We start from the raw sequence: 25489 nt of genomic DNA on the forward strand, positions 1-25489 counted from the left end.
GTTTCACATCTTGACTGCTGTGCGATCACGCAGAATCGCTTACCAATAAAACGCGAGTCGAAAAAGTCACACAACAGTAATAATGTCTCAGACAAAAGAATTGGCTCAACGCATACATCGCATGTCTGAACAGCAAACATTTAGTGAGGAATCCGCCCCCACAGAAGCCCTGGTGTTCTATAGACCCATCAAGGTCGATACGCGTGGTATTCCTCAGCCAGACGTTACGCGCATACCTCAGGCTGCCGAAGTCGACAAACTTCTCACTCACATTAAAGAAGACAAGCTGAAGTATCCAACCAGCCTTGAGCATGCGAAGATGGGCGAGGTTGCTTTCGACTACGCCGTCGACATCGTAGAATCAGGGACGGACAAGAAGACGAACGTCAAACTCTTTCTCGCCAATTTTTGCGACTCTCTTCAATCCAAGCAGCGAACGAAAAACAAGTACGCGATGTTGGTCTGCTACGAGACCGACTTCCTGCTCGCACACGTCAAAGCAGAACGTGGGATGTCAATCCAAGAGGAGAGTGGCGACGTGGAACTCGTCCGTCGGTTTCTCGACGTCGATAACATCCTCAGTGCTGCCTACTTCGAAGGCTTGGAAGACGAGATTATGTTCTCACACTTCACCGATACGGACTCTGGTTCGTTCCGTGACTTCCTCGGCGTCTCTGAGAAACGGTTCAACTACCGCCGGAAGAACATCCAAATCATCTGCTACTACGAGAATAAGAGCGGTATCGAATGCAAGTTCGAATTCAGCAACGACCAGATGGAAGAACGGTGGCTCGGGCAAGGATCGCTTGAGTTCTCGAATGGGAAGTTTAGTCTCTCAAACGGCCACTCACACAACATTAAGGAAATCCGTTGGGGCCGTGATTCTTACGAGACATTGCAGAGCTTCATGAGCGAGTTCAAGGAGTACAGCTACGAACTCGATGGACAAGCTCGCCGATACAACGATTTGAAACGGCTTCCCGGTGACGATGTCCCCTCGGCCTACAGCGACGACGTGAACTTAACCGATTACAAGAGCGAGGTCATCATCAAGGACGAAGACGGCGAGCCAGAGGTACAGCCGAAGGGGGAAGTTCCTGACCATATACATGTGTTGTATGCAAACAATTCAATCGCGTTGAGTGCTGACTTCGCGGAAGACATCTTCCGTGACCTGATCGACACTGCCGACTTTTCTCTATACCATCCATCGGAGTCGTTCGCATCAGAAGAGTTCGAACTCAACGGACTCTCTCTTCTGAACATCGACAAGGCTGAAATTGCCTCTGAGAGAGCCTCGTTGCTCGCAACCATCCATAATCACTTGGACAACGCCACGGGGCAGACGGTGCGCCGCTGCCTAGGGTTCATCTTCCTTCATGTGCTCACCGAATCAGACTGTGTCAGTGTTGGCTTCAAAAACGGCATCAAGGAACTCATCAACCTGAATCACGGAGCAACCCGCCAACACGATGTTGTGACGACGAAGGAGCAAGAGGGTGATGGGTTGATTGAGTACAAGGACAAGGACGACCTCAGTAAAGAGGACACTGCAGCCAGTATCGTCGAGAACATAGAAAAAGAAGGTCGGAACTACGATGAGAAGCTGTTCTTGTGGGGTGTGGACGAGGACACTCGGCGTATCGACGGTTTGCGGAAGCAGAAGTGGGGGGACGACCGCGTATCCGGAGTTCAGCGCCACGTGCTTGACCGACTGGCCGATCGAGACGTAGAATACACAGATTTCGAGTTATTGAACCTCCCAATCGGTGACGAGCAGGAACGGTGCATCATCGTCGGTATTCTTCACTAGCAGTGACGTACCAACGGTCGCACGGTTCGCAATAGAAGTTCAAGTGGGATGCGTTGGTCGCTCGGTTCGTACTTACCGACAATCTGTTGCGGCTGGGCTGTCGGTTCAGCTCAACCTCCGTTTTTCGGTTGCTCGTCACCGGTCATCAATCTCTGCATCCCGGCTAACATCCACTCGAACAGCACCGCCGTTGCTGCGATAGGTACACTGTGCCTGCGACCGTCATCACTGCGCAGTGTTTCCATCTCAACGCCCCTTACTGTCCTCCATCACCTGATTCGGGGTGTAGAACTCACATACCAGATTCCGATACCATCAAAGTGATCTCACACTCCACTAACTGATGTACGTTGCTTCACTGCCACAAGCGGTGCAGTGACCGTTCACATCCTCCCTGTATGCCAGATACTAGTGTTCATAAGTGTAAGAGGCAGGCAGAATTTCACACACGCAGTTCATCGCCGTTCTGTTCCACCCGCCCGGAATTGACAAGTCGGACACTACAGGACACAGTCAAGAGCGGGATGGACAGGTCGTCGCTAGTTTCATCGACACTACACTACCCCGTTCCTCGATGTACAGTTCGATAAGTTTCAAAGTGGTCCCGTTCGGCATTACTGAGCCGGCACCTCAACGCACTCTACGTTGATCGATTCCATCTCCTCGGCGTGCTCGGCGATGGGCGGGTAGTTGTCGCGGATTGTTCCTCTTGCAATCCCTGCTGCGTCTGCGATTTCCTGTTGTGTAATGTGTTCGTCACACAGTTGTGCAGCGACGTACAGGGCTGCTGCTCCGACCGACCGGGGTGCTCGCCCCCACGTCGCAGGATCATCCTCGCAGTCCTGTGCGATTCGGTATGCTATGGTCTGTGTGTCGTATGATGCGCCGACTTTGATTGCGATTGCTTCGATGTGCGTGACTGGTGATAGTGCTGCCCTCATGTGATTCTGTTAGCGTTCACCGGATAAGAGACAGGGCACTCAGTTTCACGTTGACAACTTCGAAGCGGTCGCTGTCCGTGTAGTGTTCTGGGAAGGTGATCACTCGCGCCCTGGCATCCAAACAGGGCGTACATGTGCTCAAACAGATGTTTCCGGGGTTAAGCCGGCGTGAGAGGTTGCGAGAGAATCGACTTCAAAGGTTGCAAATCACGGTTGATTGCGGACTCCGTGGAAAACACGCACAACCCCGCTAACCTCCGAGAGAACCAATCAATTTTCCAAACCTACTTGACGATCGTCGTGAGCGAGATTACATGTCTCAAGAACAGCGTTTCGCGCTCGATATCGAAACAATACCGACGTGTGACAATCCGGATTTCGGCGATCCTTCAAATTGGAGTCCATTCGCAGTCGTTCTCGCGCATGAATGGGGTGATACTGCGGACGTTTCCGTGCTCTTCCGAAACGGCGATTCACTCGAATCTGAAGCCAGGTTATACACTCGTTCGCTCAATTGGGTTGCTACGCGTCTTGCCGCGGAATCCGTCGGTATACTCACGTACAATGGCGCGGAATATGATTTGCCGATCCTCCGTCACAGGTGCGAGACCCTCGACCGTGAGCTCGGAACGTCGCTCTTTGAACGTCTTGAATCACTCGAACAAAGGGCTGAGCACATCGATTTACTGCAAATGGTGATAGCTCATCAAGGTCACAGGATGTCGATCGACGATGTTCTCGCCATGCTCATGATAGACTATGACGTCCCGCGTTGGCCGGACGGCCGGAAAGTCTCGGGGGAAGACATGCTCGATATTGGTCCCCGAATCATCGCACAAGACATCGATCCTGACGTGCTCAATGCTGCGCGGCGATACGCCACGAGCGATGTCGCACCCCTATTCGACGTGTATGATGCGTTGTTACGGCGTAGGGGTATCGTTGAGGACTAATCGGTCACTCGACCCAGTCGTACTGCTCTCGGCGTACGATCTCGCTCACCATTGGTTGCGTCATCCCGTACTCATCGGCGATATCGCACTGTGACATCTCCGACCCTGCAGCTAACCGGCGGATTTCACGGATCTCGTTGAGTGTGAAGTGTCGGTTTACATCACGCCTGATTTTTGGGTCGCATCTGTCTGATTGATTGGTAACAAGAGAACGAGTACGGGGTTAATCCGCGACGCGGACCCCGGCGTCGGAAGCGGGATTGACAACCCAGTTCTCCCCGAACGCCCACGGTTGAAGCGTGGTTTGAGCCGGGTGTTGCGCCGCCTGTTCTTTCCCTGTCGGTTTGTTCGGATCCCGCCACCTCTCCGTCGTGAACCGAGGGTGTAAATCATCGCGCTGCAGGTCCTCCACAGGCACTGGTTCCCCGTAGAGTGATTCCTGTACTGACCACCCAATGTGGTTTCGAGGGGCTTCCACGCGCGAGTCACCGGGTTTCTGTCGTGGAACGTCGGCGTACAGTTCTAACGTGAGTTGCCCGGTCGCTTCCACACCGATCGGTTCATCGTCTCCTGCGCGTTCGATGACGTGTATCCACAGTTTCTCCGACGTTACCCAGTGACCGATTACACGATCGGATTTGTGGATGAGGCCGCGTGCCTTAAGCTTGTGTTTCAAGCCTTCTCGAAGCCCGGATTCGCCCCACGTCCACGCCGCTGGTGGCGGGGCAAGGTGACGCGTCAAGTTGCTCCAATGCGCTGTTACAAGCGCTTTGCTGCGCTTCGAGAGTTTACCCGCTTGCGTTCGTGTTGCCGTCTTTGGTGTTGTTGACAATTCAATCACCCCCGGTTGCGCGGAGACGCCCATCCTGAGGCTCGTACACGTCGCCTTTGCGACGGAGTTTCTCCATAGCATGGTCGAATTTGTCCATGTCGACCCCTTCCTCTTTAGCGCGGTCTCGAACCTCTTCAACCGGTGCGCCGGCGTCGTACTTCTCCTCGACTGTACTGACCGCGTTCTTAACCGCCCCGACGCGTTCTCGCTGGGATTCCGTCATAAGCCCCGTGTACTCACCGCCGTCCGTTCTCGCGGCGTCCTGTGACTCCTGACCGGTTTCTGACGCGGACTCGATCACAGCTTGCCCATCCTCAGCCTCAGCAGGAGGGATATAACCGACACCGCGCTGAACCGGGGTGATCGTCGTCCCCTTATCGAGGATAATCTGCGGTGACCCGTCATAACCAGTGACCTCTGCATTCTTGACACGCACAGTCTCTTCCTCACACAGGTGACTGATTCCGTCAGGTTCGTCGCCCAATCCGTAAGCGAATACCACCACATCTACACGACCGGTCACATCAGTCAACGACCCTGATTCGATTGGACCGCCAGCTTGAGCAACCTCATCGGGTGTGGCGCTCCAATCGACAACTTCCGCCGTCACCGTCACGTACCCTTCATCCTCATCGAGACTCCCGATAGGAGTCGCACCGCCACCACCGCCGTCACTGTCGCTGTTGACAATTTCACCGTCATCGTCTTCGTCGTCAACGTCAACGAACGATTCCCGTGCGAACCCTGCAATCTCCTCAACACCGCGATCCATGTCGATCCCAGTACACCGACTAATCCCTTGCGTGGGCTGCTTTGTCACCGTCACGAACGTGCCTTCATCCTCCAACTGCTCGAACCGCGTCTTGTAGTCTGACGCGGACTGTAAGAGGTCCTCGTTCAAGTCGTGGTCACGCGTGAACTTCGACACTTTGTCGAACGCCCTGGTGACATTCACACGCAGTTCCTCATTCGCCTTCCCCTCGTGAACAACACGGTAATCCGTGGCGTCTTCAAGATACCCGGCAGCAGCTGCACGCGACACTAACGACAGGAATTGGTGTTCGTGCGGTTGCCGACCGTCCCCGTCCACGTCCGCGACGAGTTTCAACGCGGCGTCTAAGTCGTCTGCTGATGGGAGCTTCGACAGATCTGCACCGACAGTCTGAGCGAACGACACAACTCGACGGTGTCCGAACACAACTGTCTGCAGGCCCTGCAACTCTGTGTCGCCGAGATCAAGGTCATGCTCCGCGGCGAACTCAGCAACCTTTTCACGGGCATCGTACCACGCTGCACGGAACTCGTCATCCGACATGTCCGCAACCCACGCGTAGTACGCAACTGCGAAGTCCTGCAACTCGAACTCCGCTTCAGGGAACACAACGTTCCCCGCGTCGTCTGTCGTCACATCACCTACCAGGTCTTTGAACGCATCACGCGCCGGATGACCGTCCTGAGTCGGCTTCGTCGTCACGTTCACCATAACCGACCGGCGGCGTTCCGCATCGTTCGTAATCTCAGACTCACCACTCACCACAATTGGAGAGCGCAGGTGCCAGTCGTCCGTTCCCATCGATTGGTTCCCACGCGGCTCAACACCGCCCGTAGCAGCCTTCTTGAACCACGTGTGCCAGCGATCCATGATGTAATCTGGGGTGGCTTCAGGGCGGTACTCGTCGAACCACACAGGCACACCGCGGCTTGACGTAAACCCGGTGAGAGTTGCGAATTTGGATGCATTCACCGCCAGCGGCTCGTTCGACATCCCCCACATCTGATTGAACGCGGCGAGGGTGGCAGTCTTGCCGGACCCGGACCGGCCGAACACTCCGAGCGGGTTGAACGTCGCTGTCTGCTCGAAAATGAGGGGGCGGAACGGTGCAGCGGCGAACCACGACAGGATGGGTGTGATTCGCTCCGGGAGGCGGGACTGTGAAGCGAGTTCCAACATCCGCGCGACATCGTCGTCATCAACCTCGTCGTTTTCGTCCGGTTCAGCACTGAATGACCGGATTGTGGCGTTCGTCTGCGAGCCCTGGTCCACGTACGTGTGCCCGGGGTTATCTTCCCCCCCGTCCGGTCCAATCGAACCCGACGGAACAACGAACTCCTCACCGTCGTCTGACAGACCCATCTCGTACTGTCCCTCACGAACCGGGACGTCTCGCGCAGCGATGTACTGCCGAACCATGTCCATCACGTCCGCATCTGACCGGTCGGACTCGATGACCGTGCTGTACATCTGCGATAACACGGTGTCCTTGAACCGCCGCGCGTCGTTGAACACTCGCGGTTCAACTTTAATCTCGAATTCCGGTTCGTTCGGTTCAGACGGTGCCACCTTCACGGTGCTCGACCGGCCTTCGTCCTCACCGGGAAGTTCAAGAATAGAATCAACGTCGAACTCAAAGTTAAATATGGGTGTCGTGGTCAACCACACTATTCCGTGAATCTTCGACAACTTACCAGCATGGTTGACAACACTTCCCTTGTCGGCACGGATGTCCCATAATTCGCGGTGCCGGTCCATCGTATCAGTCCCTGCAGAGACGCGGGCAGACACCTCGTCAGCGTATTCCTTGTAATCCTCTTCAGTGAGGCGCGCGACCGCGCGAGCTAACGTCTGCATCTCATCTTTACCCGGTGAATCATCGTCTTCACCGCGGTCTTCCGCCAAGCCCCACTCGTCGATGAAAGCGCGCACATCACGCAATGCTTTCCGCTCTTCAACGTTCGGCCACTCCCATCCGTTCGCCTCCGCGACAGACAGTAGCGTTCCGACCGTAACGCGGTCGTCGTCGTCCTCGGCTTCGACTGATTCGAACCCGGATTTCACGATGTTGAACGCGTGCCGTTCAGTATCCTCGTCGAACGCGTCTGGCGCGGTCTTCGACCATTCTACGATCGTGTCGACGGCATCTTCACTTTCCGCGCCGGTCCGCGCATAGTAGTCAGCGATGGCGAATCCGACGTCACGCCACCCCAACCCTCCATACTCATCGTCTGCAGAGTACTTGAGACTTGCAGGGACGTGTTCAAGCGCTTCCTTGACATCGTCTTCGAGGAGCCACTCGTCGCCGTCCGGCTCGTACCCCGACTCCCCGTCACCGTTACCGAACCCACGGGTCGGGTTGTACTCGACCGCCGGTTCACCGGCCAATTGCACCCTGCAACACACGTCCTCAACGGCCAACTTGTTACGGATCGATTCGTTGTTGACAACTTCGTAACTCCCGCCAACACCCGCGATGTCAGCAGGTGCAACAACGTGATGACTGACCGCGCTCCCACGGACGTCGATGTCGAATTCGAGATCCTCGTGAATCTCAAAGTCAGACTCTTTGAACGCGCCCTTCTGCGCGGTTACCGTGTGCCACACGTGATGCCCGCCGCTCTGCGATCGTACGATGAGCGTCCCTTCGTTGACAGTCAAGTTCTTCACGGCTGCTTCCGGATCGTCCGCTTTGTGCGTATCGAGGTCGAAAATGAGGAGCTCGCGCGACATCCGCGGGTCCTCTTCGCGGTATCCGACGACTCCCCACCATTCGTGGGGAGACTTGACAACTTCGTCATGCGTGTACACGCACTCAGCGTCTTCGAAGTCCTGGTCGTACCCGCCCCAGGACTCTGCCGGGCGCTTGTCGTCCTCGCCGCGCAGCTTGATGTACCATAACCGCTCGTAGTCAACCGCTAAATCAACCGGTTCTTTTTCTTCTTCGTGATCCGGGAGGTCAACGCCACCATCTGTTAACAGTCGCCGACCACCAAAATCGTCGATTCGCATCTGCTCGTCATCCCGTTCCGTTCCCTGTTCATCACCGTCACCGCCCGTACCGTTTGCTCGTGTCATCGCGGCACCTCCGGGGAGAACCCGGCAACATCAGCAGTATCAAGCGCGAAATCACCATCGTACAGGTCATCTTGTGCGTGAACGGGACCGCAGTAACCCTGCACCGGCACTTCACAGTCTTCAAGTCTCTTATCGCACCCGTCCATAGCGCACACACCAGTGGTGATTGGTGCATCGAAGCCGTCAACGGTGGGTCGGGGTTCAAAGGCTGCCAGATCATATCGAGTCAATGATCTTGTGAACCCTCTTCGACTGATTTCAACGTCGTCACCGTCAACTGACTCAACGGTCCACGGGTCATATTTTGCCCCTTGAAACCGCATAATCACCTTGTCGCCGACATCCACCTCGCCAATACCGAAACCACCGTCCGTCACGAGTTGCTTCTCACTTCCGCCGCCGTCAACCTCGTCCTGACCGGTGATCTCATCCATCAAGTCTTCGATGGTCGCCGGGTTCATCTGCGGCGGTGCGCTCGCCGGAACGTGTTCCACCGGCGCGGTGACAGGGATCTCGTCACCCTCCTCGACGTCTTCGAGGCAGGGGAGCTTTACCAGGTCAGTCCCGTTACCAGCTTCGAACCCGTACCCGGGGAGATCGCCCCAACCGAACTCTCTTACGTCGTCGATATCACGGGTCGTGATACGACCTGTTATCCATTTCCGCGCTATTTCTCGCACCTCGCCCGTCGTCACGGTGTCCACCGTACGCCCGCCATCGGTGTCGAGTCCTAACGCCTCACGTCCACGGCCCGACCGTGCGTACGCGGGTTTATCCGAGCATAATGGGACCGTGATATCGATCCCGTCCGACCGTGCACTGAGGTACAGGTGCAGTAGGTGGTTGCGCTCGCATGTGATGTGGTGGGTTGCTTCGATTACTTCGCCGTTCAGTTCGACTGTCGCTGGTTTCGTCTGCCCATCTTTATTATGGGTCGTATCGTTGTTTATCATGTTGGGCTACCATTGCACACCCAACGGACAACGCGTTACACCGCGTTCGTCCACTTTTCCGATCACCAATTGATCGAATAGGGACGAATGTCCGTCGAGCTTGACTAATCATATCTAAGGATCACGTATAAAGCCTTGCACCACCCTTCCAAATACTCACACTGAATCCCAATTACAAACCCACACCTGAACACTCAGAACGCCGACTTCAACCCCTCTAAAACCGTATTTCACTCCCGACAGAGTGGTTCGAATTACACTAACCACTGTTGCCTTCATGCATACTATTAAGTCGGCTATCGCGCCACCTGTCAACCGTCCACGTCGATTCTCACTATTTCATTGTTGAGGTCGCCGCCGGACTCGACAGGCACCGACGCGGGCACCGCCAACCGCACCGGTCGGGACCGAACCTCGCTGCAGCAAACCAGGCAAAACACGGGGCCACTGCTCCAACACCCTCACATTCCACCATTTTAACACCGTTTTACAATCTGAACAGTCCAAATGTAAAACGATATTACGAGGTAGAGAGCCCAACGGGAGGGGTTAGGGTGCGATTTTACAGATTTAACAGATTTAACAGTATCTCTCAGGTCAATGTGTTCTACCCAACCACCACGCACCCAACTGATTGTCACTCCCTCCTGAGAGAACGCGTAAAATCAGTAAAATTTGTAAAATCCCCTTTCAGCCCCGTTGCCGTGTTGCGATTTTTTCGTTTTACATCCGCTGTTTTTGCTGCGTAAAACGACGTGTGATGCGGGTGTGACTTCACCTCTACTGTGGGGGAGGGGTGTCCCGAGTGTAACTGAAGGGGGAGAGTCGAAGGGAGAGGGGCATCGATCCATCAACACGAGGAAGTGAGAACGAATAGGTTAAACGGTCGTGCTATGAGCACGATTGGTGGATTGCCAACACGACCGTGTTGCTAACGGGTGTGTTGACAAGTTCAAGGCGACCGTGTGAAAAGAAGAGCGTTTCTGCTCACGCCTCAACCGGTTCTATCGCATCGAGACGGTACAGTTCACGGCGTTCAAGCGCATTATCAATCGTCTTCGGGACGCATTCGAGGCGTCTCGCGGCAGCCGCCCGCGACATTTCCCCGTTTTCGACTCTGAACAGTGTTTGACGGACTTTCGAGTAGTTGTCGTCTGCTCGTAACATTCCGTTCTCGACTCTACACCCAACGGGTGGCCTGCCCCCTTTGTGAACGTGACCTGTCAAGGGCTCGTTCGGATCCGTTTTCGCGTCGTTCGTGTCTTTGATCGCTTCTATCGCCCGTTTCGCAGCTGGGGATAACCCACCAGTCTTCCCGGATTTGACTCTTAACCCTGCGTCGATGACGTGGACGGTTACACCTCGTTTCATCAGTATCCGCATGGGTTCCGCGGGCGGGGCGTCTCGTTCCGTGACCGTGATTAGGTGCCCGTCTTCGCGCGGGTGATCGGCGACGGATCCGGGTTTCTCGGCGTCTTCGATGCGGTCGCCGGGCGGCATATCGATCCCGATTTTAAGATTCGCGTCATCGCTTTCGTGTTGCGAGACGGTGTGTCCTTGCTGGTGTTTTCGTCTCGCTTCTCGGATCTTCGAGTGCGGGAAGTCGTGTCCGAGTTCGTCGCTGATGTATTCCACCGCGTCTTCGATTCGTGCGTTTATCGTGTCTTTTCCTTCTGCGATCGTGTATATTGCAATTCGTCTCATTGCATCTAACCATTTTTCTTACATACTGTAAAAAGGTGGCATCACTTTTTTCGATCGGGAGTGTGAATCGTTTGAGAGTGGCCGGGCTTTTAATCTCTCTAAAAAGATTTTCGAGCGATCTAAGTGTCTCATTTGACTTTTTACAGTGTGTTTTTCCACCGTTTTTCGTCCTAAGATGGTGTCTGGTATAGTGGTGAGTGATGGGGGATTTACCCCACGGAGTGTGAGTGGGTTCGGCGTGATTGATTTGGGTTATATCGGGTTTTTGATAGTGGTGCGCGAGCTTGCTCAGTCACCGATCGGCTTGCCGCTCCCGCCCGCCGCGACCGGCGAGGTTGTTCCACTCACACTGAGGGGGGTGCCACGGGGCGCGGCGTTGACAAGAACGCCTGGTTCGTTCAGAAGGGAAGGTGTTCGCGGCGTTGCTGCATTTTACTGGTCTCGTCCCTCGCATCGTAGTGCTCATCCAATACGTCCTCACTGACGTCCATGCGGTCGCTGATGACCCGGGCGGGGGTGTCTTCGCTCAGGTAGTGAGTGATCGCCCCTCGCCGAACGGCGTGCGGTGCCTCGGAACTCGGGCACTTGTACGGAGTTCGTGACTTCATTCCCTCGCACTCGTCGGGGATGCGGTCGTGGGGGCATTCGATGCCGTACGTGCACGGGCGGGTGAGCCGGTACATTTCTTGCCGCATTGTACTTTTCTTGATACGTCCGAAATCGGTCGTCAACAGTGGTTTGCGTCCGTTGTCCTCGACGTCGTGCCGGTGCGTGTCGATGTAATCTTGGAGTACTTGCGACAGTCCCGGGGATATCGAGACCGTTCTCTCGCCTCTTTCAGCGTTTTTGAGCGTGGTGTCGGTATGTGGGCGGTGTCGAAGCTCGATGTACTGAGCGTCTGTGTGCGTGTCTGTGAGATCGATGCTTTGCGCCGCGCCCATCCGCATCCCGGTCTCGAATAGCAGTTTCAAGAATGCGTGGTGTAATTTCGCGTATTCGTACTTCGAGTGGTGTGCGAGTATCGTGTTCGCGCGGTCGGCAGTGACGATCGCGTCTCTCGTGCTATCACCCTTGGATACTGTGGGGGAGACGGTTGACTCGGCAACACCGTCTGCAACCGCATCGATTTGCTCGCAGAATCGTAAGAACACTCGCAGCGTGTCCATGTAGCCTTTGAGCGTCGTCGCCTTCACGCGTTGCTGCTCGTGGATCTTGTACCGATGCGTGGTTCGCCCGGTCACACTGTTCATGTCCTCGACCCCCTGGGTTTCGCACCATTCGAGGAACCCCTTCAAACGGTATTGGTGCGATTGATGGGATTGCCTGCTCAGGTCAGTCTCCCGGTCTTTGAGGTATAGTTCGACTGCTTCTTCCGGATTCATCGAGTCTGTGTCACTCATGGTGTATCCGGGAGCGATACGGGATCGTCGGTTCGCGTGAGGGCCTTGGGCCTTTGCTACCGTGACCCCGTGTTCGGCGAACGTAGTGAGCCGAACGCCTGTCTGGCGCGTGAAATGCGGTTTATTTCACGCGCCAGACTCCGGTTCAAATCCGGGCGATCCCATACGGTATATAAGTAAAGCAGATCATTTTGCCGCTTTACTCCCACCACTTTCACACCACTTAGCAGCCGCTTTCTGGAGGTGGTCATGATGTTGACAGCGTTCAGCCCACGCGACCGACAGTTCGTGTCTCCATTGTCGCGTCCACGTTAGACTGGGCCATCTGTGAGTTCATAGAAAGGGCGTGTGCCGCCTCATCGACTCGCTACGCTCAGTGTCGCCTCGAGAGAACTCGACGACGCATGCTACCGACGAGCAAGCGGTTCGATAGCCGCCGTCCAGGGTGTGATACCAAAACAGATTGGCCGTACATACATAACCGAACGAGACTAACTTCCACTGTGGCCACGTAAACAGGGATACAGGCGGCGTGTGCGTCTTCGGCGATGCTGGAGACGGTTTTCGAACGGGGGTTCGATGTGGCCCGAACCAGTCCGTTCGGTTCAGTATTATTGCCCGACTGGGGGACGCTTGTGAGTCACCACGATCAGTTTCAGCCCGCTTTGCAATCCTTTATACACGATGGCGAACCTAGAACTGTGCAATGGCGCAAGCGGGAAATTCTGAACTCGTCGACTCGTTCGAGCAATTCTTCCGCAACTACTACGACAACGAGATCAAGCAGCTTGCGCAGCGATATCCAAACGAACAGCGCTCGCTTCACGTGGACTGGCAGGATCTCTATCGGTTCGATCCTGATCTCGCAGACGACGTTCTGAACCAGCCTGAACAGCTCCAGCGCTACGCCGAGGAAGCGCTGCGGCTGTACGACCTGCCGATCGACGTCAGCCTCGGACAGGCTCACGTCCGAATCCGCAACCTTCCCGAGACGGAATCGCCGGAAATACGCGACATTCGCGCCCGGGATATGAACTCCCTCGTGCAGGTCCATGGCATCGTTCGGAAAGCGACCGACGTTCGCCCGAAGATCGAAGAGGCCGCCTTCGAGTGTCAACTCTGTGGCACCCTGAATCGGATTCCGCAGTCGAGTGGGGATTTTCAGGAACCCCACGAGTGCCAGGGCTGTGAACGACAGGGGCCGTTCAAAGTCAACTTCGACCAATCGGAGTTCGTCGACTCCCAAAAGCTTCGGATGCAAGAGAGCCCTGAAGGCCTCCGCGGTGGGGAGACTCCACAGTCACTCGACGTCCACATCGAAGACGACATCACTGGCGAAGTCACCCCCGGCGACCACGTCTCGGCGACCGGCGTCTTGCGACTCGAGCAACAGGGCAACGATCAGGAGAAATCGCCCGTCTTCGATTTCTATATGGAGGGGATGTCCGTCGACGTCGACGAAGAGCAGTTCGAGGACATGGACATCACCGACGAGGACAAAGAAGAGATCGTCCGCCTCTCCTCGAGTGAGGACATCTACGAGAAAATGGTCGCCTCGATCGCGCCCTCCATCTACGGCTACGACCAGGAGAAACTCGCGATGATCCTCCAGTTGTTTTCGGGCGTCACTAAACAGTTGCCCGACGGTTCGAGAATCCGAGGTGACCTGCATATGCTCCTCATTGGTGATCCTGGTACTGGTAAGTGTGTCCACGGAGATACAAAAATAACACTCGCAGATGGCCGTAACGTCCCAATTCGGGAAATTGTCGAGTCGAATCTGGAGGACCCGAAGCCGATCGATGATGGCTGGTACGACGAGATAGATTTCAACATCCCGTCCCTACAGGACAATGGCTCAATCGCACCGCAGCGGGCAACTAAAGTCTGGAAGCGAGAAGCCCCCGATCAGATGTATCGGATTCGGACCTCGAGTGGGCGAGAACTCGAGGTGACGCCGTCACATCCTCTGTTCGTACAGAATGACGGACAGCTCAAACCGATAATCGCAGATGACCTCACAACAGGACAGTTCATTGCTGCACCTCGAACACTTACAGTAGACGGTGATGACACACTCAACGTTGACTTTCGGCAATCTCGATCACCAAATGCGGTTCAACTTGACCTGCCAAGTCAATGGACGCCATCATTAGCCCGCCTGATTGGATACATCATCGCAGAGGGATATGTCCAACAGCGAGACGATAATACAGGGTTCGTTTCAATTACGAACAATGACAGGGAAGTATTGGACGACGCAACGGATGCACTCAAGAAACTAGGCCTCAATACGACGGAGCGAGTGCCTCATGAATCGAAGGATGCGTCTGAACTACTTTGTTCAGCAGGGGAGTTCGTAAGCTTCCTCGAAGTACTCGAGCCATGCATTCTTCAGCCATCCAGTGAGCAGTGTGTTCCTGATTCAATCTTCGAGGCTTCAGCGACAATTAAATCGGAATTCCTCAAAGCATTCATCGAAGGAGAAGGACACGTTTCGGAATCGCAGCGCGAGCTCACTGTTGCTTCGATGAGCCGCAATCTGCTCGAAGATGTTAGAACATTACTTCTCTCAGTTGGGATCCGATCACAACTGCACCAGCGGCAGAACAGTAGCTGCCGACTCAGAATCAGCGGAAACGAATTTGAGAGATATGTCTCTAAAGTGGGCTTCATAACCCAGCGAAAACAGCAGGCTGCAGAACAATACGCCGATACAATGAGGAATACAAACCGGGATGTCATTCCAGATATTGGCTCAGAACTGCGGCGAATACGGGAATCACTATCGCTCACACAGGCCGAGTGTGGACTACCACGATCGACGTATCAACATTATGAACGGGGGTCAAGAAATCCAAGTCGAGAGAGTTTCGAGAAGGTTGTCTCGACATTCAAAGACGCGTTATCAGCAGAAGAGGCCCCAAGAGAGAACGGTGTTCTAGCTGACGGTGGGTCTCTAAAAAGGAGTCTCAACACTCTCGAGCAGTTTGCCGAAGGGGATGTCTGCTGGGAACGCATCGAATCTATCAGCAGCGTCGAACCTGATTACGACTGGGTATACGACCTCGAGGTCGAGGGAACTCACAACTACATCTCGAATGGCGTGATCTCGCACAACTCCCAAATGCTCGGCTACATCAAAAACATCGCCCCTCGAGCTGTCTACACCTCCGGGAAAGGGTCGTCCTCGGCAGGGCTGACGGCTGCTGCGGTTCGCGACGATTTCGGCGACGGCCAGCAGTGGACACTCGAGGCCGGCGCGCTCGTTCTGGCCGACCGAGGGATCGCCGCAGTTGACGAACTCGATAAAATGCGGTCGGAAGATCGGTCCGCCATGCACGAAGCGCTCGAGCAGCAGAAAATCTCGGTTTCGAAGGCGGGGATCAACGCGACGCTCAAGTCCCGGTGTTCCCTGCTGGGCGCGGCAAACCCCAAGTACGGTCGGTTCGACCACTACGAGCCGATCAGCGAACAGATCGATCTGGAACCCGCACTCGTCTCACGGTTCGACCTGATCTTTACGGTCACGGACGACCCTGACGAGGAGAAAGACCGGAATCTCGCAGAACACATCCTCACCACGAACTACGCTGGCGAGTTGACCACCCAGCGCGAGCAGATGACATCGATGGACGTCTCCGACGAGGAGATCGAAGCGATGACCGGGCAGGTCGACCCCGAGATCGACGCCGAACTCCTGCGCAAATACATCGCCTATGCGAAACAGAACTGCCATCCACGGATGACCGAAGAAGCACGCGAGGCGATCCGGGAGTTCTACGTCGACCTCCGTTTGAAAGGCACCGACGAGGACGCCCCGATTCCGGTGACCGCACGGAAACTCGAGGCACTGGTCCGACTTTCGGAAGCCAGCGCCCGCGTGCGGCTGTCGGATACGGTCGAGCAACACGACGCCGAGCGGGTCATCGAGATCGTCCGCTCGTGTCTGCAGGATATCGGTGTCGACCCCGAGACGGGCGAGTTCGACGCGGACATCGTCGAAGCGGGGACGTCCAAATCACAGCGTGATCGGATCAAGAACATCAAACAGCTGATCAGCGATATCGAAGCGGAGTACGACGACGGCGCGCCGGTCGATATCGTCCTCGACCGTGCAGAGGAGATTGGTATGGACCACTCCAAAGCCGAACACGAAATCGAGAAACTCAAACAGAAAGGCGAGGTCTACGAACCGAGTATGGATAATCTACGGACCACATAGCTGGCGGTTCACCGTTACGGTCTGCTGTCGTCAGCACCTGCTCGCGTGTCACTGGTCTCGTGTTACCGTTCTCTGATGGTCGTAACCGTTGAGCGGATCGTTACGGGAGCAACGTCGGCGACATCGGCTGCGTCGGCCTGTGTGATCGTTGGCCACTCTTCGCGCTCGTTCGCGGCCTCGTAGAGACACGCCGCTGCGACGCCACTCGGATTTCGACCACTGATCAGTCCCTCCTGAAGCAAGACAGTGAGGTGTTCCCGAGCACGACGCTCGATGGCCGTCTCGAGGCCGAGTTTCGAAGCGTAGCGCGGCAGGTATCCCGTCGGATCGATCGGCCCCGTCGGAAGGCCGAGTTCGCGGTTGAGTGCGTCGTAGGCGGCCGTTAGCTCGTGTCTATCCGCTCGGGCGACGGTGGTGATTTCGTCGATCGTCCGCGGGTTCGAACGCGTTCGGCAGGTGGCATAGATCGCCGCTGCGGCAAACCCCTCGAGTGATCGACCCTGAAACAGACCTTCTGACTGTGCCGACTTGAACAGTGTACACGCCTGTTCGCGAGCGGAGTCGGGGAGCGAGAGTCCGGTGTTGATTCGCCGGATTTCGGTGAACCCGTAGACTTGGTTTCGTTCGGCTTTCGACGAGATGCGGGCGCGATTGTGTTCCCGTCGCAGACGAGCAATCTGGCGGCGTTTTCGACCAGTGATCCGGGACCGATACTCGGACGGAGTGCCGGAGCCGTAGCCAATCTCCGTCGAAAGCCCACGATCGTGTCTCGAGCGAGTGAGCGGCGCACCGGTTCGGCGTGGATCGGTCTCGTCATCGTCGAACGATCGCCACTCGGGGCCGCGATCGATCGCGTCTTCGGCCAAGACGAGCCCACAGTCTTCGCAGATCGTCTCGGTCCCACTCGTACGTAGCCTGCCGTCACATTCGGGACAAACACAGTTTCCATCCATTCCAACCATTGGTAATCCCTTTACCGTACATGGATTGTGGCTCGTCATCATATTTAAAATACATGATCTAGTTGAGAATTAAACAGAAAATTCGGTTTCAGTTATTTCGATCTGGTACGGATCAATGGCTCAACACCAGTGAGGAACTATAGTGGCCACTGACTGTCACTGCACACCAGATCGCACGACAGCTCTGCGATCTGTGTGTCAATCGGTTCAGTTGGTACTATAGCCCGTTGTGGTTGGAAACGGTGGGCTGTACGCAAACGCAAACCGTCTGGCACGGAAAACAGAGCGCAGTTCAGCGGCGAGACTACTGGTGGAGATGCTTGAGGACGCCGTCCGTGTCGGCCGGGACGGGTTCGGGATCGCCGCCGGCAGCGGCCGCAGCGTCGGGGTCTTTGAGCAGGTGGCCGGTCGTGAGACAGGCGACGCGCTCGTCGTCGTCGACGACGCCTTCGTCGCGGAGTTTTCGCAGGCCGGCGACGGAGGCGGCGGAGGCGGGTTCGACGCCGATCCCCTCGGCGGCGAGGGATCGCTGGGCGTCGGTGATCTCCTCGTCGGAGACGGCGACGGCGGTACCACCCGTTTCGCGGATACCGGGCAGGGCCTTCGGTGCGTTGACCGGGTTCCCGATCCGGATCGCCGTCGCGCGCGTCTCGACGTCGTCCCAGCGTCGGACCTCGTCGGCGTCGTTCTCGATCGCTTCGACCATCGGGGCCGCGCCCTCGGCTTGCACGCCGGTCAGTTTGGGGACGTCGTCCTCGTCGAGTTCACCCGCCTGAACGAGTTCGCGGAACGCCTTGTACAGCGCCGACGTGTTCCCGGCGTTGCCGACTGGCAGCACGATCCGGTCGGGGACGGTGTCGTAGTCGGCGAGGAAGCCCTCGAGGATCTCGAGACCGATCGTCTTCTGGCCCTCGAGTCGGAACGGGTTCAGCGAGTTCAGCAGGTAGACCTCGCCTTTGGCGGCCAGTTCTTGGACGATATCCAGACAGGCGTCGAAGTTACCGTCGACCTCGAGGATACGCGCGTCGTGGAGGCTCGCTTGGGCGATCTTGCCCGCTGCGACCTTGCCCGCAGGCAAGAGCACGAGCGTTTCCATACCGCCACGGGTGCCGTAGGCAGCGAGCGCGGCGCTCGTGTTCCCCGTCGAGGCACAGGCCAGTCGGCCGACGCAAAGTTCCTTTGCGACCTGAACACCGACGGTCATGCCTCGGTCTTTGAACGAGCCGGTCGGGTTCATGCCCTCGTGTTTGATCCGCAGCGTTTTGACACCGATCTCGTCTTCGAGCCGCGGCACCTCATACAGCGGCGTCGATCCTTCCTGAATCGAGACGCCCGATTCGAACGGCAACGCGGCGGCGTAGCGCCAGACACCGTGGCCCTCGAAATCGTCGAACGTCGGCAACTCGTCGTAGCGGACCTCGAGCAAACCGTCACACTCGTCGCAGGTGTACCGGACATCGTCGAAGGGCGCGAACGTGTCGCCACACTCGATACACTCGAGCCAGACGCCATCGTCTGCGACGTCGGGGGCGGCCGGCTGCTCTGCGGACAGGCTGAGACTCATTATCAGTCGAGAGGTGTGGCAGCGGCAAAAAGGACGTGGATTCGCCGGTGGCCCCTGCACCCCCATCCGATCGACAGAACGCCATCGGACGTGACGACCACGGATGCCGGCTAAAGCAGGATGAACGCGAGCAGTGCAGCGGGCCCCGCAAGCAAGAGCAGCGTCCCGATGATGAGCCGAACTGACATTCAATCGTCACGAACACGGCAAGACATATAATAGCTGAGTACTGTTCAACCACCTAACTAGTTCCTAACGATCGGTAACATCGAATTGACCGCTCGAAAAACGCCGCTCGTGTCGCTTTCGGATCTTACTCGAGCAACCAGCTCAACACCGCCTTCTGTGCGTGCAGTCGATTTTCGGCCTGATCGAAGACGATCGACTGGTCGCTCTCGATGGCCTCGTCGGTAATCTCCTCACCGCGGTGGGCGGGAAGACAGTGCATGATCGACGCCTCGGGGGCGTGCTCGAGCAAGTCGGCCCCGACCTGAAAGCCCTCGAAGTCGTTCATGCGGACGTCGCGTTCGTCCTCTTGGCCCATGCTGATCCAGACGTCGGTGTAGATGACATCGGCATCGGTGACTGCCTCGACTGGATCGGTCGTGGTCGTCGGATCGCCGCCCAGTTCGCGGGCGCGCTCGAGGACTTCCTCGTCGAGTTCGTAGCCTTCAGGTGTGGCGACCGTCAGATCGATATCGGTCATCGCACAGCCGAGTGCGAACGACTGAGCGACGTTGTTGCCGTCGCCGATCCAGGTCGCCGAGACGCCATCGAAGCCGTCTTCCTGTTCGCGGATCGTCTGAAGGTCCGCGAGCGTCTGGCAGGGGTGGGCGTCGTCGGTCAGCCCGTTGACGACGGGGACGTCGGCGTACTCCGCGAGCACTTCGACGTTCTCGTGTTTGAACACGCGGGCCATCACGGCGTCGACGTACCGCGAGAGCGCACGCGAGGTGTCTTTCAGGGGTTCGCCTCGCCCGAGTTGGATGTCGTCTTCCCCGAGGAAGATCGCGTGGCCGCCCAGTTGGGTCATCCCCGTCTCGAAGGAGACTCGAGTTCGGGTGCTCGCTTTCTGGAAGAGCATCCCCAGCGTCTGGCCCTCGAGGTCGGTATGCTCGTCGCCGGCTTCGACGGCGCGTTTGTACGCCGCGGCTTGGTCGAGGACCGTAAACAGTTCTGTCTCGGTGAGATCGTCGACGTCGAGGAAATGTCTCGGCTGTGTGTCGTCAGTCTCTGTCGTCATTGTTGTGTCTGAAAATTGTGTGCTCAGTCTTCGCTCAACGTCCGCGAGACGCGCTCGAGGATCGAAACGGATTGATCGTACTCCGACAGCGAGAGTCGCTCGTCGGGTGCGTGATCGAGGTCGGAGTTGCCGGGGCCGTAGGTAACCATCGGACAGTCCCATGCGCCCGCGTAGATGTTCATGTCGCTGGTCCCCGTCTTACGCACCAGCCGTGGGTCTTTGCCCTCCTTCCGGATGGCGACGCGGAACGTTCGAGCGACCTCCGTTCGCGGGCTCATCATCACGGGTGGGACCTTGTCCTTCCAGGTCACGGTTCCGACCTCGAGTTCGGCTTCCGCGGCTTCGCGGACGGTCTCGACGTCGAGCGACGGGGGAACGCGCAGTTGAACGTCCATCGTCGCTTCGACGGAGAGGCCGTCCTCGCTGACACCACCTTGGATGTCCACGGGCTTGGTCGTCACCTGCTCGAAGACGGGTTCGTACTCGCCACCCTCGAAGTGATCTTCGACGGTGGACCACCAGCGAACGGCGTGTTGGATCGCGTTCGGGTCCGGTCGGGAGGTGTGGCCGGATTCGCTGGTCGCGACGTACGTGCCGGCGATGAGGCCACGGTAGCCGAGCGTAATCCCATCAGTGCCGGAGGGCTCGCCGTTGACGACGGCGTGTGGCGCGTCGTCTCTGTCGGCGACGAGATAGCGCGATCCTTTCGAGTCGACTTCCTCGCCGACGACGCCGACGAAGGAGACGCCAGTGCGGACGGCAGCGGCTGCCATCGCGGCGAGTGGTCCCGTCGCGTCGACGCTGCCACGGCCCCAGAGAACCTCGTCGTCGCCGGTTTCTTCGACTTCGACCGGGATATCCCCCGGCACGGTGTCGATGTGTGAGGTGAGCAACACGGAATCGTCTGCCGGCGCGCGGACGTTGCCGACTGCGTCGATCCAGACCTCTCGGTCGTGGGCCTCGAAGAAATCCACGAGGCGTTTGGCCGCCTTGCGTTCCTCACCGGTCGGTGAGGGAGTCGAGACGAGGTCGACCAGCAGCTCTCGGGCTTCCGAAGGCGAGACGTCGGTCGGGTCGCTCGTGCTCGCGTTCATGAGTCGGATTCGTCGGGTGCGATAACCGCGCCCAGCGCGTCGACGAGCTGGTCTGCTTCCTCCTGATCGATCACCAGCGGCGGCAGCAGGCGCAGGACGGTCCGACCCGCCGGCAGCGCCAGCACCTGGTGGTTGATCGCCAGGTCACGGGCGGCGCGATTTGCTCCTCGCTTCAACTCGATGCCGATAAGCAGGCCCTCGCCGCGGACCTCGCGCACCTCGTCACCGAGTCTAGCCTCGAGTTCGGTCGTAAGATAGTCGCCCATCGAAGCGGCGTGGGCGGGCCACTCCTCTTCGACCAGCGTCGAAATCGTCGCGTGGACCGCCGCGGTGACGACGGGACCGCCGCTGAACGTGGCGTTGTGTGAGGCCGCGCCGTCGGCGATCCAGTCTGCGACGACGACGCCACCGATCGGCAGGCCGTTGCCGAGGCCTTTCGCCGTCGTGAGAATGTCGGGCGTGACGCCAGCGTTCTGGCAGGCCCACATCGAACCCGTCCGTCCCATGCCGGTCTGGACCTCGTCGAAGACCAGCGCCGCGCCGGCCTCGTCGGTGACCTCACGGGCGGTCTCGAGGTAGCCCGCGGACGGGACGTTGATGCCGCCTTCGCCCTGAATCGGCTCTAAGATGACGGCTGCGGTCTCGTCGTCGACGGCCTCGGCGAGTTCCTCGCTATCGCCGTAGGGGACGAACTCCACGTCGCCGGCGAGCGGCTCGAACGGTTTCTTGTACTTGTCCTTCCAGGTCGCCGCGAGCGAGCCCATCGTTCGGCCGTGGAAGCTCCGGGTCGCGGCGATGATCTTGGAGTTGCCGGTCGCCGAGCGGGCGAACTTCAGTGCGGCCTCGTTGGCCTCAGTGCCGGAGTTACAGAACCAGGCCGACTCGAGGCCGTCGGGCGTCGACGCGACGAGCGCGGCGTAGGCGTCCTCGCGCGACTGGACGGGGAACGAGGAGTCGACGAACGTCAACTTCCCGACCTGTTCTTGGACCGCGTCGACGACAGCCGGGTGGCTGTGACCGAGCGGCGTACACGCGTAGCTCGCGCCCGCGTCGAGGTACTCTGTCCCGTCGGTGCTGTAGAGGGACGATCCCTCGCCGCGCTCGAGCGGAATCGGCTTGCTGCCGGAGATGAAATCGTGGTCGCTCATTGTGCGGCCTCCCCAGCGTCGAGGGCGCCGGGCTCGAGGGTCGTCCCCTCACCGGCGAGTGCACTCGAGATCGGTTCGTCTGCGTTCGCATCGGCGACGACGACCGAGGATGCGCCGCCCTCGAGGGCTTCTTCTGCGGCCATGACTTTCTTCGTCATGAACCCCTCGGCGGCGTCCTTGACGGTCTCGAACGCCTCGGGTGTCGCCGCCGACTCGATCTTGGTCGACTCGTCGTCGGGGTCCTCGTAGACGCCGGAGACGTCCGTGAGGAGCACGAGGTCGGCCTCGAGCGCCCCTGCGATCGCGGCAGCGGCGCGGTCGGCGTCGGCGTTGACCGCGGTGTAGCCGCCGTCTTTCTCTTTCCCGAGTACCGGGACGGAGACGACGGGCGTGTAGCCGCCCGCGAGGACGGTCTCGAGCAAGTCGGCGTTCACGGATTCGATCTTCCCCGAGTGGTCGCCGCGTTTGATCTTCTTCTTGCCGTCTTCTTTGACGCGGACGGCGGACTTGCGCTTGCCTTCCAGCAGTTTGCCGTCGGTGCCCGAGAGGCCGACTGCGTCGACGCCCTCGTTCTGGAGGCTCTCGACCAGATCGGTGTTGAGCTTGCCGGGCATCACCATCTTGAAGACGTCCATCGTGCGTTCGTCGGTAAAGCGCCCGACGACGCCGCCGGGCGTCTCGACGTAGGTGGGTTCCTCGCCAAGCTCTTCTAAGGTCTCGTCGACGGCGGTCGAGCCGCCGTGGGTGAGGACGACGTCCTCGCCGTCCTCGACGAGACTCGCAACGTCGGCGAGTGCGCCTTCGGGGTCGACAGCGCGTGCGCCGCCGATTTTGACGACGGTCGTCATTTACGGTGCCCCCACGGGGTGCAGTCCCGTGAACTCGAGTCCGGCCGTCTCCTCGAGGCCCAGCGCGATGTTGGCGGCGTGGACCGCCTGTCCCGCCGAGCCTTTCATCATGTTGTCGATCGCCGAGAAGACGACGATGCGTTTGTTCGAGGGATCGAGTTCGAAGCCGACTTCGGCGAGGTTCGTCCCCGCAACCGACTTCGGCTCGGGGTAGCGGTAGACGCCGGAGCCACCGGCGGCCATGCGGACGAAGGGTTCGTCCTCGTAGGCCCCTCTGTACGCTTTCCAGAGGTCGCCCTTCGAGACGGGGCCCGACGGGAAGACGTGGCTGGTCGCGCTCGCGCCACGGATCATGTCGACGGCGTGGCACGTGAACGCGACGCTCGTGCCGAGGAACTGCTCGATCTCGGCTTCGTGACGGTGGCCCGTCGGCGCGTAGGGACGAACGACGCCCGAGCGCTCGGGGTGGCTCGAGGCCTCGCCGCCGCCGGCCCCGCCTTCGGAGGAGCCGACTTTCACGTCGACGACGACCTGCTCGCCGCCCTCGAGAATCCCCTGGTCGAACAGCGGGTAGAGCCCGAGGATCGTCGCGGTGGCGTTACAGCCGCCGCCGGCGATCAGCTCTGCGCCCGCGAGGTTCTCGCGGTTGATCTCGGGAAGCGCGTACTCGGCCTTCTCGAGGTATTCAGGCGCGCTGTGGCCGTCGTACCACTCGTCGTACTGCTCCTCGGTGTTCAGGCGGAAGTCGGCCGAGAGGTCGACGACCGTGTCGGCGATCTCGAAGAACTCGTCGATCTGGCCCATCGAGACGCCGTGTGGCGTCGCCGCGAACAGCACGTCGACGGACTCGAGATCATCGGGTTCGGTAAAGCGCAGGTCCGTGCCGCGCAGTGGCGGGTGGACGGAGCCGACGCTCTTGCCGGCTTTCGATCGGCTCGTGACTTCGGCGAGCTCGAAGTTCGGGTGGCTGGCGAGCAAACGCAGCAGTTCGCCGCCGGTAAAGCCCGAGCCGCCGATGACGGTTGCAGTAACCGTATCCGGGGCCATCAGGCGCTCACCTCGAGTTCGTTCTCGGCAGCGTCGGCTGCTTTTTCCTCGAGCCAGTCGACGACGGTGCCGGCGATGTCGGTGTCGACGGCTCCGTCGAGGGCTTTGAACTCGACGGTGTGGTTGACCTCGTGGACAGTATAGCCGTCTTCGGTCTCCATCAGGTCGATACCGAGCAGTCCGCCGCCGACAGCGTCGCTGGCGGCTTTGACGAGTTCGATTGCCTCCTCGTCGGGCTCGAAGACGTCCGTCTCCGCGCCTTTGGCGGCGTTGGTGATCCAGTGGTCCGACGAACGGACCATGCCGGCGATCGGCTTGCCGTCGGTCGCGAGCACACGGATGTCACGGCCTGGTTTCTCGACGAACTCCTGGACGTAGAACACCTTGTGCTCGTAGTGGCCGAGCGTCGCCTTGTGCTCTAAGATGGCTTCAGCGGCGTCCGGCGAGTCGATCTTGGCCATCAGGCGGCCCCATGATCCCACGACGGGTTTGAGCACGCACGGGTAGCCAAACTCCTCGATGGCTTCCATCGCGGTCTCTTTCGTGAACGCGACTTTGGTCGCCGGCGTCGGCACACCCGCTTTCTCGAGCGCGAGACTGTTTTTGACCTTGTCCGCACAAATGTCGGCCGTCTCGTGGCTGTTGACCACGGGGATGCCGTAGGCCTCGAAAAACTGCGTGGCATAGAGGCTGCGGCTCGTGGCGAGACAGCGGTCGACGACGATATCGAGGTCAGCGAACGCCTCGGGGGCCTCGCTGATGTCGAACGTCTGTTTGCGGACGTCGATCTTCTCGACCTCGTGGTCGCGCTCGCGAAGCTCGTTGAGCAGGAGCTTCTCGTCTTTGCGAATTCGGGAGTAGAGTATTCCTACGTTCACGCGAACCACCCCTGGTGTGTGAGCTCAGGGCACA

Annotated in this window: 16 protein-coding genes and 1 tRNA gene; 4 read left to right on the forward strand and 13 right to left on the reverse strand. The window is 58.4% G+C overall.

What is annotated here, in order from left to right:
* Window positions 1-121 precede the first annotated feature (121 nt).
* Window positions 122-1813: a hypothetical protein gene (locus tag C495_RS06110; RefSeq protein ID WP_152418876.1), complete on the forward strand. Its 1692-nt coding sequence runs from the start codon at window positions 122-124 to the stop codon at window positions 1811-1813.
* Window positions 1814-2427: 614 nt separating this feature from the next.
* Here the strand turns inward: C495_RS06110 and C495_RS06115 are convergent.
* A complete protein-coding gene (locus C495_RS06115; protein WP_008161007.1) occupies window positions 2428-2754 on the reverse strand; it encodes a transcription initiation factor IIB family protein in 327 nt (108 codons plus the stop codon).
* A gap of 314 nt (window positions 2755-3068) precedes the next feature.
* Here C495_RS06115 and C495_RS06120 point away from each other — a divergent pair, with 314 nt between their 5' ends.
* Window positions 3069-3707, forward strand: a complete 639-nt coding sequence (locus C495_RS06120) for a ribonuclease H-like domain-containing protein (protein ID WP_008161009.1) — start codon at window positions 3069-3071, stop codon at window positions 3705-3707.
* 833 nt (window positions 3708-4540) lie between these two features.
* On the opposite strand, the gene C495_RS06130 is transcribed toward C495_RS06120, so the two are convergent.
* The 4 genes from C495_RS06130 to C495_RS06145 all read right to left on the reverse strand — a co-directional run bounded on the left by C495_RS06130 (window position 4541) and on the right by C495_RS06145 (window position 12446).
* Window positions 4541-8389: a hypothetical protein gene (locus C495_RS06130; protein WP_049890177.1), complete on the reverse strand. Its 3849-nt coding sequence runs from the start codon at window positions 8387-8389 to the stop codon at window positions 4541-4543.
* Window positions 8386-9093, reverse strand: a complete 708-nt coding sequence (locus C495_RS06135) for a hypothetical protein (protein WP_152418877.1) — start codon at window positions 9091-9093, stop codon at window positions 8386-8388. Before C495_RS06135 ends, C495_RS06130 begins: the two co-directional genes overlap by 4 nt.
* A 1236-nt stretch (window positions 9094-10329) precedes the next feature.
* Entirely contained in the window at window positions 10330-11046 is a 717-nt protein-coding gene (locus C495_RS06140; protein WP_008161019.1) for a hypothetical protein, read from the reverse strand.
* 398 nt (window positions 11047-11444) lie between these two features.
* A complete protein-coding gene (locus tag C495_RS06145) occupies window positions 11445-12446 on the reverse strand; it encodes a tyrosine-type recombinase/integrase (protein WP_008161020.1) in 1002 nt (333 codons plus the stop codon).
* Window positions 12447-12466: 20 nt separating this feature from the next.
* On the opposite strand from C495_RS06145, the gene C495_RS17610 reads away from it, so the two are divergent.
* Window positions 12467-12610: transfer RNA gene (locus C495_RS17610), tRNA-OTHER, on the forward strand.
* A 542-nt stretch (window positions 12611-13152) separates the two neighbouring features.
* Complete coding sequence (locus C495_RS06150; RefSeq protein WP_008161022.1) at window positions 13153-16671, forward strand: LAGLIDADG family homing endonuclease; 3519 nt, start codon at window positions 13153-13155, stop codon at window positions 16669-16671.
* 62 nt (window positions 16672-16733) lie between these two features.
* Here the strand turns inward: C495_RS06150 and C495_RS06155 are convergent, their stop codons facing one another.
* From C495_RS06155 to lysX, 8 genes are all read right to left on the reverse strand, one after another.
* On the reverse strand, window positions 16734-17633 hold the full coding sequence (locus C495_RS06155; RefSeq protein WP_049890178.1) for a transcription initiation factor IIB: 900 nt from the start codon (window positions 17631-17633) through the stop codon (window positions 16734-16736).
* A 304-nt stretch (window positions 17634-17937) separates the two neighbouring features.
* Entirely contained in the window at window positions 17938-19197 is a 1260-nt protein-coding gene (gene thrC / locus C495_RS06160; RefSeq protein ID WP_008161025.1) for a threonine synthase, read from the reverse strand.
* Window positions 19198-19510: 313 nt separating this feature from the next.
* Window positions 19511-20440, reverse strand: a complete 930-nt coding sequence (gene argF / locus C495_RS06165) for an ornithine carbamoyltransferase (RefSeq protein WP_008161026.1) — start codon at window positions 20438-20440, stop codon at window positions 19511-19513.
* A 23-nt stretch (window positions 20441-20463) separates the two neighbouring features.
* Window positions 20464-21534 carry a [LysW]-lysine hydrolase gene (locus C495_RS06170; protein ID WP_008161027.1) on the reverse strand — a complete coding sequence of 357 codons (1071 nt, stop codon included), beginning with the start codon at window positions 21532-21534 and terminating at the stop codon, window positions 20464-20466.
* Entirely contained in the window at window positions 21531-22682 is a 1152-nt protein-coding gene (locus C495_RS06175) for an aspartate aminotransferase family protein (RefSeq protein ID WP_008161028.1), read from the reverse strand. Before C495_RS06175 ends, C495_RS06170 begins: the two co-directional genes overlap by 4 nt.
* A complete protein-coding gene (locus tag C495_RS06180) occupies window positions 22679-23530 on the reverse strand; it encodes an acetylglutamate/acetylaminoadipate kinase (protein ID WP_008161029.1) in 852 nt (283 codons plus the stop codon). Before C495_RS06180 ends, C495_RS06175 begins: the two co-directional genes overlap by 4 nt.
* Complete coding sequence (gene argC, locus C495_RS06185; protein WP_008161030.1) at window positions 23531-24577, reverse strand: N-acetyl-gamma-glutamyl-phosphate reductase; 1047 nt, start codon at window positions 24575-24577, stop codon at window positions 23531-23533.
* On the reverse strand, window positions 24577-25455 hold the full coding sequence (gene lysX, locus C495_RS06190; RefSeq protein ID WP_193788007.1) for a lysine biosynthesis protein LysX: 879 nt from the start codon (window positions 25453-25455) through the stop codon (window positions 24577-24579). Before lysX ends, argC begins: the two co-directional genes overlap by 1 nt.
* Between the last annotated feature and the right edge of the window lie 34 nt (window positions 25456-25489).

This window comes from Natronorubrum sulfidifaciens JCM 14089, assembly GCF_000337735.1.
GTDB classification, from domain to species: Archaea; Halobacteriota; Halobacteria; order Halobacteriales; family Natrialbaceae; genus Natronorubrum; species Natronorubrum sulfidifaciens.

Excerpts from the sequence above, each read along its gene's own strand:
- argF (WP_008161026.1), bottom strand. The coding sequence starts at position 20,440 with ATGACGACAGAGACTGACGACACACAGCCGAGACATTTCCTCGACGTC.
- C495_RS06120 (WP_008161009.1), top strand. The coding sequence starts at position 3,069 with ATGTCTCAAGAACAGCGTTTCGCGCTCGATATCGAAACAATACCGACG.
- C495_RS06175 (WP_008161028.1), bottom strand. The coding sequence starts at position 22,682 with ATGAGCGACCACGATTTCATCTCCGGCAGCAAGCCGATTCCGCTCGAG.
- C495_RS06150 (WP_008161022.1), top strand. The coding sequence starts at position 13,153 with ATGGCGCAAGCGGGAAATTCTGAACTCGTCGACTCGTTCGAGCAATTC.
- thrC (WP_008161025.1), bottom strand. The coding sequence starts at position 19,197 with ATGAGTCTCAGCCTGTCCGCAGAGCAGCCGGCCGCCCCCGACGTCGCA.
- C495_RS06115 (WP_008161007.1), bottom strand. The coding sequence starts at position 2,754 with ATGAGGGCAGCACTATCACCAGTCACGCACATCGAAGCAATCGCAATC.
- C495_RS06140 (WP_008161019.1), bottom strand. The coding sequence starts at position 11,046 with ATGAGACGAATTGCAATATACACGATCGCAGAAGGAAAAGACACGATA.
- C495_RS06130 (WP_049890177.1), bottom strand. The coding sequence starts at position 8,389 with ATGACACGAGCAAACGGTACGGGCGGTGACGGTGATGAACAGGGAACG.
- C495_RS06145 (WP_008161020.1), bottom strand. The coding sequence starts at position 12,446 with ATGAGTGACACAGACTCGATGAATCCGGAAGAAGCAGTCGAACTATAC.
- C495_RS06180 (WP_008161029.1), bottom strand. The coding sequence starts at position 23,530 with ATGACGACCGTCGTCAAAATCGGCGGCGCACGCGCTGTCGACCCCGAA.
- argC (WP_008161030.1), bottom strand. The coding sequence starts at position 24,577 with ATGGCCCCGGATACGGTTACTGCAACCGTCATCGGCGGCTCGGGCTTT.
- C495_RS06170 (WP_008161027.1), bottom strand. The coding sequence starts at position 21,534 with ATGAACGCGAGCACGAGCGACCCGACCGACGTCTCGCCTTCGGAAGCC.
- C495_RS06110 (WP_152418876.1), top strand. The coding sequence starts at position 122 with ATGTCTGAACAGCAAACATTTAGTGAGGAATCCGCCCCCACAGAAGCC.
- C495_RS06155 (WP_049890178.1), bottom strand. The coding sequence starts at position 17,633 with ATGGTTGGAATGGATGGAAACTGTGTTTGTCCCGAATGTGACGGCAGG.